This window comes from Stenotrophomonas hibiscicola ATCC 19867, assembly GCF_000382065.1.
Lineage (GTDB): Bacteria > Pseudomonadota > Gammaproteobacteria > Xanthomonadales > Xanthomonadaceae > Stenotrophomonas > Stenotrophomonas hibiscicola.
Window position 1 is genome coordinate 180,660 of sequence record NZ_KB907500.1, and the last position, 14,576, is coordinate 195,235.

A 14,576-nucleotide genomic window follows, 5' to 3' on the forward strand; every position below is an offset into this window, starting at 1 on the left:
AGACTTGGCCTGGCACTACTGCTGCGCGTGCAGGTCCCAGGTGGCCAGGTAATCGGGATCGACCACGATCATGCCGCTGGTGTGCATGCGGTACTCCCCAGGCTCGGCTGGCTGGTACTGGTCCAGCATCGGCGGCAGATAGCGCTCGTGGCCATCATTCTCGTCGGCCAGCACCACGCCCTCGTCGGCGCTGATGCGCAACACCGTGCCGGCGTACTGCTCCAGCCCCTTCACCTGGCCGTCGCCACCATAGCGGGTGACCCCGACCAGTACGACCTTGCCGATCATTTCTTCCGCCTTGGCATCGTCCAAGGTCGGCAGAATGGGAGTGAATTCGTCGCTCATCGGTGCACCTCCGTAGCCTGCAGGACATCGTGGATGAGGTTTCCGCTTCGCAGTGCGCGCCGCTGGCAGCCGAGCAGGTACCCAGCCTGGAGCCTCTGCATCGAGAGTGCCAGTACGCCCATGAACCCAAGGGTTCCTGGAGCACGATGCTGCCATCGCAGGCAGAAGGGACAGGTGAAGGCCGAAATCGGTCCCCGCCGATCAGAGGGTTGCACCTGCACCCACGCTAGAATGCACGCATGCGCACCGTACATGCCCTCCGCTACATCACGCCCTTGCGGGAAGGTGGCTCCCTGCCGGCCGTGGTCGAGACCGACGACGACGGCATGGCCGTGCTGAAGTTTCGTGGCGCCGGCCAGGGCCCGAAAGCGTTGATCGCCGAGCTGATCGCCGGCGAGATGGCACGCACGCTGGGCCTGCCGATTCCGGAAATCCTGTTCGTGGACCTGGACCGCGAGTTCGCCCGCACCGAACCGGACCCGGAGATCCAGGAGCTGATCCGCGCCAGCGAGGGCCTGAATCTGGGCCTGGACTATTTGCCCGGCGCGATCAATTACGATCCGGCGGCAATGCCGGTGGATCCAGACCTCGCCTCGCGCATCGTCTGGTTCGATGCGTTCACCAGCAACGTCGATCGCACCACGCGCAATCCGAACCTGATGGTGTGGCATCGAAAGCTGTACCTGATCGATCACGGTGCCGCCATGTATTTCCATCACGACTGGGCCAACGCCGGCGATGCCTGCGAAAAGCCGTTCGTGCTGATCCGCGACCACGTGCTGCTGTCGTTCGCCAGCCGCGTCGCCGAGGTGGATGCCGAACTGGCCGCGCGCCTGACCGATGCCGAGATCGAGCGCATCGTCGGCCTGGTGCCGGACAGCTGGCTGGCCAACGAGCCGGCATTCGAAAGCCCGCAGGCCTATCGCCAAGGCTACATCGACTATCTCAAGCATCGCCTGAAAGTGCGTGCGGTGTTCGTGCAGGAGGCCATCCGTGCCCACGCTGCACACGTATGACTATGCGGTCATCCGCGTGGTACCGCGGGTGGAACGCGAGGAGTTCATCAACGTCGGGGTGATCGTCTCCTGTCCTGGTGCGCGTCATCTGGAGGCGGCCATCGAGATCGATCCTGCGCGCCTGCGCGCCTTCGCGCCGGCGCTGGACCAGGAGGCGCTGCAGCCGTGGCTGGATGCGATCGTGGCGATCTGTCGCGGCGACGCCAGCGCCGGGCCGATCGCACAGCTGCCCGCGCGTGCGCGCTTCCATTTCCTTACCGCCAAGCGCAGTTCGGTTGTGCAGATGTCGAGCACGCATGTGGGCCGCACGGCGGACCCGGCGGGCGTGGTGGAACACTTGATGACGAAGATGGTGCGGGTACCGGCGCCATCCGAGTAACGTCGATCGGGTAGAGTCGACTGTTAGCCGACTAACGCGCGCAGCGTGGGCTCTTTGGCTGTGGTTGAGAAAGGCAGTCGACTAACAGTCGACTCTACCCAGTCGACTCTACCCAGTCGACTCTACCCGGTAGACGCCACCGGGCCGGTCCCACACCGTGCGCGTTCGCCTGTCGACTCAAGCTCGCTCAACGGCCAGCGGCACCATCCATACGGATCGTCACTGATCTGCGCGGCAAGACCGGCTTGAACGGGATTTGCCAGAATGTAGCAAGCGTGCCTGTGCAGCGACGCGTCACTGCGGATCGCATGATCGCAATAACCCGCCTGCCAGATTGCCCCCCGGCTCCCTCGCCGTCGGTTTATTAGAAAGCTGCTGCGTGCCTTGAAACGCTGCACGCAGTAGCCCAGCGATTGACCACGAAGTTGAGCCAGCCAGTGAAGGTGATCCGGCATGATGATCCAGGCAAGTGATGCAGTCAGGCCTTCCCGATCCATCGATCCGAGGAGCTGCATGGCAAGGTCGGCATTGGCAGGACAATCGAAGACGCGATGGCGGTTCCGGCACACCATGGTGATGGTGTAGACGTTGCCCGCGATGGATCGCCGGCCGGCAAGCAATTGGGGACTTGGCATGAGTTCGAGAATGCCCGCCCGCATGGATTTCCGGCATCGGTTCCCTGCCAATGCCAGAATCAGGGATCCTCTCGATACAGCATCAGGGTATGTGGAGTCGACTGGGTAGAGTCGACTGTTAGTCGACTATCGCGCGAAGCGCGGGCTTTCCAGCGTGGGAGAGAAGAGCAGTCGACCAACAGTCGACGCTACCCGGTCGGCTCTACCCAGCCGGTCATACCTGTCGGCCCTACCTGGGCAGCGCAAACGCCATCACGTAATCGCCGTTCGGGGTTTCCATGAAATGGTGGCCCCCGGCCATGATCACCACGTACTGGCGCCCACCCTGCTCGTACACCATCGGGTTGGCCTGGCCGCCGGCAGGCAGCTTGGCATGCCAAAGCTCCTTGCCGGTCTTCAGGTCGATGGCGCGCAGCAGGTCATCGGTGGCGGCGGCGATGAAGATCAGGCCGCTGGCGGTCACTACCGAACCACCGTTGTTCGGCGTGCCGATCTCGATCGGCAGGCCGGAACGGATGCCGAACGGACCATTGCCGCGCGCACTGCCGAACGGGCGGTCCCACAGCAGCTTGCCGGTGCGCAGGTCGATGGCACGGATGCCGCCATAGGGCGGCTGCTTGCACAGCAGGCCGGTGAATGGCAGGCGCCAACCGGCGTTGACGTCGATGGCATACGGCGTGCCGACCTGCGGATCGCCGGCGCCCTCGCCACCGCCCTTGTCGGCGCGGATCTTCTCGCGCGGCAACCAGCCCAGCCGGTCGGCCTCCGCGCGTGGCACCAGCCGGTTGTAGTTGGGCATGTCGTTGTAGTTGGCTACGATCACGCCGCGTCGCGTGTCGATGGACACGCTGCCCCAGTCCGAGCCGCCGTTGTAGCCGGGGTATTCGATGGAATGGCGCTCGCTGCTCGGCGGCGTGTAGAAGCCTTCGTAGTACGCCTTGCGGAACTGGATGCGGCAGACCAGCTGGTCGATCGGGGTGATGCCCCACATGTCACGCTCGGTCAGGTCATGCTCGCGACGCAGCGTGTGGTACAGCGAGAACAGCTGGGTGGGTGAACGCTGCTCGGGCTCGACGCCACCCACCGGTACCTTGCGCTCTTCGGCAGCGGTCAGCAGCTGGCCGTTGCGGCGGTCGAGAATGTAGATGTCACCCTGCTTGGTCGGCAGCAGGATCGCCGGCACCTTGCCTGCAGCCGTCGGGTAGTCGATCAGGCTGGCCTGCGAACCGAGGTCGTAGTCCCACACATCCTTGCGCACGGCCTGGAAATGCCAGGCCGGCTTGCCAGTGCTAACGTCGATCGCCACCAGCGAGGTCGAGTAGCGGTTCTGGTTTTCCGTGCGTGAGCCACTCCAGTAGTCGCCGGCTGAATTGCCCAGTGGCAGGTAGACCAGCCCAAGCGCCTCATCACCGGTGGCCGTGGTCCACATGTTCGGGGTGCCACGCGTATAGGTCTGCTCGCGTGGCGGCAGTCCGCTGCGCTCGGGCTGGTCCATGTCCCACGCCCAGCGCAGCTTGCCGCTGACCGCGTCGTAGGCCTGGATCACGCCCGACGGCGCATCGCGGCGCTGCCCATCCAGCACCTGGTGACCCGTGACGATCACTCCACGCACGATGGCCGGTGGCGAGGTGATCGAAACATAGCCCGGTGGGACCTCGCCCATGCCCAGGGTGATGTCGACCTGGCCGTTGTTGCCGAAATTCACGCACGGACGGCCGCTGTCCGCGTCCACTGCAATGATGCGCCCGTCCAGCGTGCCTTCGATGATGCGCGCCCAGCACGCCGGACGGCTGCCGGGTGCGGCGCTGCGGGTGACCGTTGGCGGTGGCTCGGGAAGGGCCAGATCCGCAGCGGCATCGGCCAACGCCGCATCGGCAATGGTCGGCGTGCTGGGCTGCTCGTAATAGCTCACGCCACGACAGGCGGCGGTATACGGAATCGAAGCATCCCTCACCTTTGGATCGAACCGCCACAGTTCCTTGCCACTGGCGGCGTCGAGTGCGATCAGGCGGTTGCGCGCGGTGCACAGGTACACGCGGTCGCCGACCTTCAGCGGCGTGGTTTCCGCACCCCAGCGCTTGTTCGGCATGTCGCCAGTACGGAACTGCCAGGCCAGCTGCAACGTGGCCACGTTGGCCGGGGTGATCTGCTGCAGCGGCGAGTAGCGGGTGCCGGCATTGCTGCGCCCCCAGGCCGGCCAGTCGCCTTCGGCGGGCTGGTCAGCCGGCTGCAGGCCAGTGGTATCGCGCGTAGGTTCCAGTCCGGCACTGGCTGCGCCTTCCGGGAATGGCAAGTGCCCATCCACTTCGCCATGCGGGGCGAAAGCCAGACCGAAGGCCGCCACGAACACCAGCATCAGCACGCACGCCACGCTGCGCGACAGGCGCTTTGAAACCGGTTCGCGAAGGGTCGGCGCGAGCAGCGCCAGCACGATGCCGAGCGCGGTCACCAGGCCCAGCCGCGGCACCCAGCGCCAGTAGTCGCTGCCTGACTCCCACCAGGTCCACAGCAGCGTACCAATGAACACCAGTGCGTACAGCAGCGCCCCGCTGCGGCGGTTGCCGAACAACAGGATGCCGCTGGCCAGCAGGCCGGCCCCGGCGATGGCGTAGTAGGCCGAGCCCCCGAGACTGAGCAGCCACGCCCCCAGGCCGCCGATGACCAGGCCGAGCACGACCAGCAGCAGCGACAGCACGGTGACAAGGGGATGCCGGGAGGCGCGGGCGGGAGCGGACTGCGGCGTGGCGGACATCGTCGATCTCCGGGGGCAGCATGCGCCCTTATCCCACCGCCGATGTGAAGCGCGCGCGTATTTTCTGGGTGGACCTGACGGGGTGATCGTCGGCTGGGTGGTTGCCGACTGGGTGATTGTCGGCTGGGTGATTGTCGGCTGGGTGATTGTCGGCTGGGTGATTGTCGGCTGGGTAGAGTCGACTGGTAGTCGACTATCGCGCGCAGCGCGGGCTTTTCATCGCCCTGCGCAGAGCAGTCGACTGACAGTCGACTCTACCGCAGCGATCGGAGGGTCCGCAGCGATCGGAGAATCCACCACGACTGGAAGATCCGCAGAAATGACGACGCCGGCACAGGGCCGGCGTCGTCGGGTACCTCTCACAGCGGCAGGGTCATTCCTGCGCGGCGTCCTCGCTGCTGGCCGCAGCCGGTGCGCCGTCGGTCGTGGCGGGGGTGGCGACCGCCACCTCGTCCTCGTCCTCATCGATCGAGGCATCCAAGCGCTCCACCGCCTGCAGCTTCTCATCCTTGGACAGACGGATCAGGGTGACGCCCTGGGTGTTGCGGCCGACGCGGCTGATTTCCGAGCCACGCGTACGCACCAGGGTGCCGCCATCGGAGATCAGCAGGACTTCGTCATTCGAGCCCATCAGCACCGCAGCAACCAACTTGCCGTTGCGCTCGGTGGTCTGGATGCCGATCACGCCCTGGGTGCCACGGCCCTTGCGCGGGTAGTCCGGCAGCGGGGTGCGCTTGCCGTAGCCGTTCTCGGTAGCGGTCAGGATGTACTGCACGCTGGCGTCATCGGCACTATCGATCACCGCATCGCCATTGGCGGTGGCTTCCTCGACACCGTTGTCGTCCTCGTTCTCGTCCTCGATGCCACCGGCACTTTCGGCCACGATCAGGCTGACCACTTCCTCGCCGGCCGGCATCTTGATGCCACGCACGCCGGTTGCGGTACGGCCCATCGAGCGGACTTTGTCCTCGCCGAAGCGCACGGTCTTGCCATTGGAGGCGAACAGCAGGATGTCGCGCTGGCCGTCGGTCAGGCCGACGCCGACCAGGGCATCGCCCTCATCGAGATTGATCGCGATCTTGCCGCGGGCCAGGCGGAAGGCGAACTCGCCCAGCGGGGTCTTCTTGACCGTACCGTTCTTCGTGGCAAAGAACACGAACTGGCCATCGGCGTACTCGCGCACCGGCAGCACGGCCTGCACGCGTTCGCCCGGTTCCAGCGGAATCCAGTTGATGATCGGACGGCCACGGGCGTTGGAACCCGCTTCCGGCAGCTGGTAGACCGGCAGCCAGAACACCTTGCCCGAACTGGTGAAGGTCAGCAGCGTATCGTGCGTGTTGACCAGCCACAGCTGTTCGATGAAATCCTCTTCCTTGGTCGCCGCCGCACTGCGACCACGGCCGCCGCGGCGCTGCGCGCGGTACACGCTGACCGGCTGGCGCTTCACGTAGCCGGCGTGGGACACGGTGACCACCACGTCTTCCGGCGCGATCAGGTCCAGGATGTCCAGGTCTTCTTCGCTGTGGCGGATTTCGGTGCGACGTTCGTCGCCGAACTCGGCCTTGACGTTGACCAGCTCCTCGCGGATGACCTGCAGCAGGCGATCGGGATCTTCCAGGATGTGGATCAGCCCGGCGATCACTTCCAGCAGCTGCTTGTACTCGTCGGTCAGGCGGTCCTGCTCCAGCCCGGTCAGGCGGTGCAGGCGCATTTCCAGGATCTGGGTGGCCTGGATCTCGGTCAGCTGGTAGCCGCCCTCGACCAGGCCGACGCCCTTGGGCAGGTCTTCAGGACGCGATGCTTCGGCACCGGCGGCACCCAGCATCGCACCGACCAGGCCCGGCTCCCACACGCGTGCCAGCATGCGCTCGCGGGCTTCATTCGGGTTCGGCGAGGTCTTGATCAGTTCGATCATCTCGTCGATGTTGGCCAGCGCGACGGTCAGGCCTTCCAGCACATGGGCACGGGCGCGCGCCTTGCGCAGCTCGAACACGGTGCGGCGGGTGACCACTTCGCGACGGTGGCGGACGAACGCCTCCAGCATCTGCTTCAGATTCATCAACTGCGGGCGGCCGTCGACCAGCGCCACCATGTTGATGCCGAACACCGATTCCATCTGCGTCTGCTGGTACAGGTTGTTCAGCACAACCTCGGCAGATTCGCCGCGCTTGATCTCGATGTAGATGCGCATGCCGTCCTTGTCGGACTCATCGCGCAGCTCGCTGATGCCTTCGATCTTCTTTTCCTTGACCAGCTCGGCGATCTTCTCGATCAGACGCGCCTTGTTCACCTGGTAAGGAATTTCGGTGACGATGATCGATTCGCGGCCGTTGTCGGCCACTTCGATATCGGCCTTGGCGCGGATGCGCACGCGGCCACGGCCGGTGCGGTAGCCGGCGACGATGCCGGCAGTGCCGTTGATGATGCCGGCAGTCGGGAAATCCGGGCCCGGGATGTATTCCATCAGGCCGTCGACATCGATGTCCGGGTTGTCGATCAGCGCGATGCAGGCGTTGATCGATTCGCTCAGATTGTGCGGCGGGATGTTGGTCGCCATGCCCACCGCGATACCGGCCGAACCATTGACCAGCAGGTTCGGGAACCGGGTCGGCATGACCGTCGGCTCCAGTTCCTTTTCGTCGTAGTTGGGCTGGAAATCGACGGTTTCCTTGTCGATGTCGGCCATCAGCTCATGCGCGAGGCGCGACATGCGCGCTTCGGTGTATCGCATCGCTGCGGCGGAGTCGCCGTCGATGGAGCCGAAGTTACCCTGGCCATCGACCAGCATGTAGCGCAGCGAGAACGGCTGTGCCAGGCGCACCAGCGTGTCGTACACCGACTGATCGCCATGCGGGTGGTACTTACCGATGACGTCACCGACGATACGTGCCGACTTGAAGTAGGGCTTGTTGCTGTGCGCGTTCAACTCGTTCATCGCGAACAGCACGCGGCGATGCACCGGCTTGAGGCCGTCGCGCGCATCCGGGAGCGCGCGGCCCACGATCACGCTCATGGCGTAATCGAGGTAGCTCTTGCGCATCTCGTCTTCCAGGTTGACCTGGATGATTTCCTTGGCGGTTTCTGCCATTCGGGTTCCGTTGTCTGGTAGCGGTCCAGTCCGGCGCAGCCCTCTGCGGGAGGGGGTCGTGCCGGAACCTCGATTCAACCTGTGGATACTACCACAACAGGCCGTTTTCCGCCTCCCTTTACGGGGATTTTACCGGCACAAATCAGGAACTTAGGGCCCCATACCGCCCCTGTAGAGCCGAGCCCATGCTCGGCTGCGGCGGATTCGCTGGCTGAGCCGAGCGTGGGCTCGGCTCTACAGACATCCGCGACCCTGCCCGCCTCAGCCGCCGAAGGCGGCGCGCATGTTGTCGGGGGTCGGGTTCAGGATCACCCCGCGCTCAGTCACGATGGCATCGATCAGCTCGCCCGGGGTGACGTCGAACACCGGGTTCCAGGCGGCGATGCCCTCGGCCACGGTGCGGGTACCGCCCACGCCGTACAGCTCGCCCGGATCGCGCTGCTCGATCTCGATCTGGCTGCCGTCCACGGTGTCCATGTCCACCGTCGAGGACGGCGCTACGACCATGAACTTCACGCCATGATGGCGGGCCGCGATGGCCAGCTGGTAGGTGCCGATCTTGTTGGCGGTATCGCCATTGGCGCAGATGCGGTCTGCACCGACGATCACCCACTGCACGGCGCCGGTCTTCATCAGGTGCGAGGCAGCCGAATCGGCGATCAGGGTAGCGTCGATGCCATCCTGCTGCAGTTCCCACACGGTCAGGCGGGCGCCCTGCAGCCAGGGCCGGGTCTCGCCGGCAAACACGCGGGCGATGCGGTGCTGGGCCATGCCAGCGCGGATCACGCCCAGCGCCGTGCCGAAGCCTGCGGTGGCCAGCGAGCCGGTATTGCAATGGGTCAGCACGCCGCTGCCGGCCTCGATCAGGCCAGCACCCAGCGCCCCCATGTGGCGGTTGGCGGCCAGGTCTTCATCGGCAATCGCCTGCGCTTCCGCCTCCAGCAACGCCTTCCAGTCTGCGCCGGCGGCGTTCAGGCAACGGCGCATGCGCGCCAGCGCCCAGGCCAGGTTGACCGCCGTCGGGCGCGACGCATTGAGGCGCTGCAGGGCTGGCTCCAGCTGCTGCAGCGCATGCGCGCCATCGGCGGCCTGCACCTCGCGTGCCGCCAGCACCACGCCCCACGCGGCGGCAATACCGATCGCCGGCGCGCCACGCACGGTCAGCGTGTGGATGGCGCTGGCAACCTCGTCACTGTCATGGCAGACCACGTGCTCGACCACGAACGGCAGCTTGCGCTGGTCCAGCAGTTGCAAGGCATCGCCGGTCCACAGGATCGGGCGGATGTGGTCGTAACGGGCGTAGTCGATGTCGGAGGCAGTGTTCATGGGCCCATTGTAGGGCCACGCCCCGCGTGGTTGGAGCCTGCCCCGGCTCAATTCACCGAGAATTCGGCGCGGCAGCCGCCGTCCACCCAGATCCCGTTGCGGTTCCAGCCCCAGGTGCTGCCTTCCTCGCAGGGCGTGCTGGACAGCTGCTCGGAGACCACAGCACCCACCGAGATGCTGGCGCCGCAGAAGCGGCGCTTCTTCGACTTCGATTCGCAGGTCAGGCGGCGCGGCACATCGACGAAGCGGCCCTCCTCGTCGGCCACCTCGAAATCGCCCTGGCAGCCACGGCTGGTCCAGACTTCATTGCGCTTGTAGCCCCATCCCTGGCCTTCGCGGCACGGCAGCACCGACAACTGGCGAAGCAGGCGCACCGGCGCGCCATCCAGGCGTACCGGGCAACTCTGCGGACGGCCATTGGATTCGCAGCGCACCACACGGCGCACCAGGCGCTTGCCTTCCGTTGCCGCAGGCGCTGCACCTTGCGCTCGACGCGCACGGAACTCGGCCCGGCAGCCCAGGGTGACCCACACGCCACTGCGGTCGGTGCCCCACTCGCTGCCACGGATGCAGCTGTTGCTGGACAGCTGGCGCACAAGGTCGATGCCATTGCTGACGTCGATATCGCAATGCACCCAGCCCATGTCGCGCGATTCGCAGGTCACCACTTCGCCGTCATAGCCCGCCTGCTGGGCCGACGCCGATGACGGCAGCCAGGCACCCCAGAGCGCGATGGAGTACACCGGTGCAGCGACAACCGCAAACCACTTGACCAAAGCCTTCCCCAGCAGGAATGGATGAACTGCGTGCCAGTGTCCGGCATCTGCCGTGATAAGAGCATCATCCCGCTTACCGAAGCAAGCGCAGAAACGCGGAATTCCGTTCAGTCTTCGATGTTCAGGAACGTGCGCACCGCGCTCACGCGTGGGCGAAGTCGTAGGCCAGCACATCGGCGATACGCGGCGTGCGGTTCATCGCCATCAACAGGCGGTCGACACCCACCGCCACCCCGGCGCAGGCGGGCATCGACGGCAGCGCCAACAGCAGCGCCTCGTCCACGGCCGGTAGCACCTGGCCGCGCTCGTGGCGGCGCTGCAGATCGCGCTGGAAGCGCGCGCGCTGCTCGTCGGCGTCGTTCAGTTCGTGGTAGCCGTTGGCCAGTTCCACCGCGCCCAGGTACAGCTCGAAACGTTCGGCGAGCGGGGGCGTGCCCGGGCGGATGCGGGCCAATGCTGCCTGGCTGGCCGGCCAGTCGTGGACCACGGTCATGACATCGCCATCGAAGCGCGGCTGGATACGGTGGGTCATCAGCAGATCCAGCCAGTCATCGCGGGTCAGCCCGACCGGGTCAATGTGCACCTCGCCCAACGCGGCACGCAGCGCGGCCTCATCGGCCTCGAACGGATCCACGCCCACGTACTGCTGGAACAGCTCCCGGTAACTGAGCACATGCAGCGTCGCATGGCGCCCGACCAGGGCCAACGCCTGGCCTACCAGCTCGGCGGTTTCCTGCACCAGCCGGTGGTGGTCCCAGCCGACCCGGTACCACTCCAGCATGGTGAACTCCGGGTTGTGGCGGCCGCCGGCCTCGCCATTGCGGAACACCCGGCCCAGTTCATAACAGTCGCCCACGCCGGCAGCGAGCAGGCGCTTGAGCGGATACTCCGGCGAGGTGCGCAGCCAGCGGCGGCGTCCGCCGGCATCGACATGGCCGGTGAAGTCGGTATGGAAGCTGTCGATGTTCGGCTCGGTGTTGCCCGCGACCGACAGGATCGGCGTCTCCACCTCGAGCACATCGCGCTCTGCAAAGAAGCGGCGCACCAGCGCATTGAGCGCGGCGCGCTGCTGCAGCGCGCGCAGCAGGGCCTCGCTCACAGGATGCCCTCCGGGCGCGGATGGTCGAGCGGCAGGGTCAGCAGATCGCGCGTATCGTCGATGTAGCCGCTGGCCAGGTACAGGCGCCGTGCCAGTTCGTTGTGGTGGTTCACTTCCAGGCGCAGGCGGCTGACGCCACGACCGCGAGCGCGCTGTTCGCAGATGGCCAGCGCCTGCTTGCCGCGGCCACGACCGCGCGCCCGATGGCTCAGGTACAGCTCGTCCAGCAGCATGAAGTGGCCGCCCTGCTCCAGGCTGAAGCCCATCGCGATCACCGCGTAGCCGACCACCTCGCCCGCCTCGTCCAGCCACAACAGCACTTCGCCATTGCGCGGATCGGCCAGCAGCGCGTCCACGCCGCGACGCACGCGCGCGTCATCGAAGTCGATCCTGTCTTCGGCGTAGAACTCGCGCATCAAGGTGATCAACAATTCCTCGTCGGCACGGGTGGCCAGGCGGAAATCCAGTGGGGCGGTCTGCATCGGTGTTCCTTTGTGCTGCATGCCAGGCGCGGCACCCGGCGGGATCGTCATTCGTGTTCGGCAAGGTAGGCCAGCAGGCGTTCCTCGTCCCACACCGGCACGCCCAGCGACTGCGCCTTGTCCAGCTTGGAGCCGGCCTCGGTGCCGGCGACCACGAAGCTGGTTTTCTTCGACACGCTGCCGGAAACCTTGGCGCCCAGCGCCTCCAGGCGCTCCTTGGCGACATCGCGGGTGAGCTGGGCCAGGGTGCCAGTGAGCACAACGGTCTGCCCGTCCAGCGGGCCCGCCACGATCTCGGCCAGCGCCGGCGCCTTGGCCAGGATCTGCTGCATCGCCTTCTCGGCCGCCAGCAACATCACGCCATGGCCATCGGCATCGAGCCACTCCCCCAGTCCGCGCGCGGTGTCATCGGGCAAGCCGGCATTGACGAACTGGCCATGCTCGGCATCGAGCACCGCCTGTGCCCCCGGGAGCGCTGCCACCAGTTTTTCGGCGCGCAGACGGGTGATGCCGGGGATCTCAGATTCGACCAGCAGCTGCGCCAGGTCCAGTCCCTCGCGCAGCTTGGCACTGGGGGCATGTACATCGCTGATGCGCACCTGGCCGACCTGCAGCAGGTCATCGATGGCCTGCTGGTTGCCCTGCTGTTCGAAGAAGTGACCGAGCGAGCGCGCCACTTCGCCACCGATGTCCGGCACGCGCTTGAACAGCGGCCACGGCAGATGGCGGATCAGTTCCAGGTCGCCGAACCACTGCGCCAGGGCCTTGGCGGTGCTCTCGCCAACGTGTTCGATGCCGAGCGCGAACAGCAGGCGTTCCAGCGTGGCGGCACGACTGGCGTCGATTGCTGCGATCAGGTTGTCGGCCCACTTGGTGGCGATCTTCTTCGTGTTCCATTCGAAGCTGGCGGGCTGTGCCAGCGCCTTCGCGCGCCAGCCCGGATCGCTGCCGTCCAGCTTCAGCACGGCGTTGAGTACCGCGCCACTGCCCTCGGCGGGCAGATGCGGTTTCAGCGCAGCGGCCAGTGCGGACGGGTCTTCCGCATCCAGCACCAGCTTCAGGTGCAGCAGCTGGTCACGACTGAGCCGGTACAGGTCGGCCACGCTCCTGACGATGCCGGCGTCGACCAGGGTTTCGATGTACTTGTCGCCCAGGCCATCGATGTCCATCGCGCGACGCGAGGCGAAATGGGCAATGGCTTCCTTGCGCTGCGCCGGGCAGGACAGTTCGCCCGAGCAGCGCCATGCTGCTGCCCCTTCCTCGCGCACGATCTCCGAGCCGCACACCGGGCAGCGCGTCGGCATCTGCCACGGCATAGTGCCCTGTGGGCGGCGATCAAGGATGACGCTGACCACTTCCGGGATCACGTCGCCGGCACGGCGCACGATCACGCTGTCGCCCACGCGCACATCCAGGCGTGCGATCTGGTCGGCGTTGTGCAGGGTGGCGTTGGACACGATCACGCCGGCCACGGCCACCGGTGCCAGTCGCGCGACCGGTGTTGCGGCACCGGTGCGGCCGATCTGGATCTCGATGGCCTCTACCGTCGTGCTCTGTTCCTGCGCCGGGAACTTGTGCGCGATGGCCCAGCGCGGCGCACGCGAAACGAAGCCCATGGCCTGCTGGCCGGCGCGGTCATCCAGCTTGTAGACCACGCCGTCGATGTCGAACGGCAGGCGATCACGGCGCTCACCGATATCGCGGTAGTAGCCGAGCAGGCCATCAGTGCCCTCCACCACCTTGCACAGCTCGCTGACCGGGAAGCCCCAGGCGCCGAGCTGGGCCAGGGTGCCCGAATGGGTATCGGGCAGCTCGCCGCCCTGCACTTCACCGGTACCGTAGGCAAAGAAGCTCAACCTGCGCTGCGCACTGATCTTCGGGTCGAGCTGGCGCAGCGAACCGGCCGCCGCGTTGCGCGGATTGGCCAGCACCTTGCCACCGTGCAGGCGCGCACGCTCGTTGTAGGCCTCGAAGTCGGCGCGGGCCATGTACACCTCGCCGCGCACCTCCAGCACATCCGGCCAGTCCTTGCCGTGCAGGCGCTTGGGAATGTCGCCGATCTCGCGCAGATTGGCCGTCACGTCCTCGCCGGTCGTGCCATCGCCACGGGTCGCGCCGAGCACGAAATGACCGTCCTCGTAGCGCAGGCTGATCGCCAGCCCGTCCATCTTCGGCTCGGCCGAAAACCGCAGGCTGCGACGCCCCAGCCGCTCGTCAATGCGGCGCACGAAATCAGCCACCTCCTCGTCGCTGAACGCATTGGACAGCGACAGCATCGGCACAGCATGGCGCACCTCGGCGAAGCGGCCGGAAGGACGCGCACCGACCTGCTGGGTCGGGCTGTCGGCGCGGGCCAGTTCAGGATGTACGCGCTCCAGTGCTTCCAGTTCGCGCACCAACCGGTCGTAATCGACGTCGGGGATCTCCGGCGCGTCCAGCTCATGGTAGGCGCGGTTGGCCTGGGCGATCTGCCGGCGGAGGTCGTCGGCGCGTTCGGCGGGGCTGGGACTCATCGGGATCCGGTGGTTCTGGGATGGCCGGGGATTCTACCGCGCCCGGCCGTCAGGCCCTGTAACGCCCTGCCTTCGCAGCGTCGCGCCATGCTCGACGGCCGCTCCCCTGCCCTGGTGGCCAACCTTCTCCCCTCCCGGCAGGTGCCGACCTTCTCCCCGCCCCGG

11 protein-coding genes are annotated in these 14,576 nt (G+C 66.4%); 2 read left to right on the plus strand and 9 right to left on the minus strand.

The window, feature by feature from the left end; genetic code table 11:
• Positions 1–15: 15 nt before the first annotated feature.
• Positions 16–345, minus strand: coding sequence for a hypothetical protein (locus G370_RS0109315; protein ID WP_019660355.1), 330 nt, complete (start codon positions 343–345; stop codon positions 16–18).
• 239 nt (positions 346–584) lie between these two features.
• On the opposite strand from G370_RS0109315, the gene G370_RS0109325 reads away from it, so the two are divergent.
• Positions 585–1,361 carry a HipA family kinase gene (locus tag G370_RS0109325; protein ID WP_019660357.1) on the plus strand — a complete coding sequence of 259 codons (777 nt, stop codon included), beginning with the start codon at positions 585–587 and terminating at the stop codon, positions 1,359–1,361.
• Complete coding sequence (locus tag G370_RS0109330; RefSeq protein ID WP_019660358.1) at positions 1,339–1,740, plus strand: DUF3037 domain-containing protein; 402 nt, start codon at positions 1,339–1,341, stop codon at positions 1,738–1,740. Before G370_RS0109325 ends, G370_RS0109330 begins: the two co-directional genes overlap by 23 nt.
• Before the next feature lie 122 nt (positions 1,741–1,862).
• On the opposite strand, the gene G370_RS1000000121330 is transcribed toward G370_RS0109330, so the two are convergent.
• The 8 genes from G370_RS1000000121330 to ligA all read right to left on the minus strand — a co-directional run bounded on the left by G370_RS1000000121330 (position 1,863) and on the right by ligA (position 14,417).
• Entirely contained in the window at positions 1,863–2,399 is a 537-nt protein-coding gene (locus tag G370_RS1000000121330; RefSeq protein ID WP_019660359.1) for an REP-associated tyrosine transposase, read from the minus strand.
• A 205-nt stretch (positions 2,400–2,604) separates the two neighbouring features.
• Positions 2,605–5,127, minus strand: a complete 2,523-nt coding sequence (locus G370_RS0109335) for a membrane-bound PQQ-dependent dehydrogenase, glucose/quinate/shikimate family (protein WP_019660360.1) — start codon at positions 5,125–5,127, stop codon at positions 2,605–2,607.
• Between the two features lie 373 nt (positions 5,128–5,500).
• Positions 5,501–8,215: a DNA gyrase subunit A gene (gene gyrA / locus G370_RS0109340; protein WP_019660361.1), complete on the minus strand. Its 2,715-nt coding sequence runs from the start codon at positions 8,213–8,215 to the stop codon at positions 5,501–5,503.
• A 261-nt stretch (positions 8,216–8,476) separates the two neighbouring features.
• A complete protein-coding gene (gene mtnA, locus G370_RS0109345; RefSeq protein WP_019660362.1) occupies positions 8,477–9,541 on the minus strand; it encodes an S-methyl-5-thioribose-1-phosphate isomerase in 1,065 nt (354 codons plus the stop codon).
• 47 nt (positions 9,542–9,588) lie between these two features.
• Positions 9,589–10,317, minus strand: coding sequence for a DUF3011 domain-containing protein (locus G370_RS0109350; RefSeq protein ID WP_019660363.1), 729 nt, complete (start codon positions 10,315–10,317; stop codon positions 9,589–9,591).
• Positions 10,318–10,459: 142 nt separating this feature from the next.
• Positions 10,460–11,416 carry an EF-P lysine aminoacylase EpmA gene (gene epmA / locus G370_RS0109355; RefSeq protein WP_019660364.1) on the minus strand — a complete coding sequence of 319 codons (957 nt, stop codon included), beginning with the start codon at positions 11,414–11,416 and terminating at the stop codon, positions 10,460–10,462.
• Positions 11,413–11,898, minus strand: a complete 486-nt coding sequence (locus tag G370_RS0109360) for a GNAT family N-acetyltransferase (protein ID WP_019660365.1) — start codon at positions 11,896–11,898, stop codon at positions 11,413–11,415. The genes epmA and G370_RS0109360 overlap by 4 nt, the downstream gene beginning before the upstream one ends.
• A gap of 47 nt (positions 11,899–11,945) precedes the next feature.
• Positions 11,946–14,417, minus strand: coding sequence for an NAD-dependent DNA ligase LigA (ligA, locus tag G370_RS0109365; protein ID WP_195670305.1), 2,472 nt, complete (start codon positions 14,415–14,417; stop codon positions 11,946–11,948).
• Positions 14,418–14,576 lie beyond the last annotated feature (159 nt).

What these genes read in the sequence shown, in the direction of transcription:
- mtnA (WP_019660362.1), bottom strand. Translation starts at nt 9,541, where the DNA reads ATGAACACTGCCTCCGACATCGACTACGCCCGTTACGACCACATCCGC.
- G370_RS1000000121330 (WP_019660359.1), bottom strand. Translation starts at nt 2,399, where the DNA reads ATGCGGGCGGGCATTCTCGAACTCATGCCAAGTCCCCAATTGCTTGCC.
- G370_RS0109325 (WP_019660357.1), top strand. Translation starts at nt 585, where the DNA reads ATGCGCACCGTACATGCCCTCCGCTACATCACGCCCTTGCGGGAAGGT.
- G370_RS0109360 (WP_019660365.1), bottom strand. Translation starts at nt 11,898, where the DNA reads ATGCAGACCGCCCCACTGGATTTCCGCCTGGCCACCCGTGCCGACGAG.
- G370_RS0109315 (WP_019660355.1), bottom strand. Translation starts at nt 345, where the DNA reads ATGAGCGACGAATTCACTCCCATTCTGCCGACCTTGGACGATGCCAAG.
- G370_RS0109335 (WP_019660360.1), bottom strand. Translation starts at nt 5,127, where the DNA reads ATGTCCGCCACGCCGCAGTCCGCTCCCGCCCGCGCCTCCCGGCATCCC.
- gyrA (WP_019660361.1), bottom strand. Translation starts at nt 8,215, where the DNA reads ATGGCAGAAACCGCCAAGGAAATCATCCAGGTCAACCTGGAAGACGAG.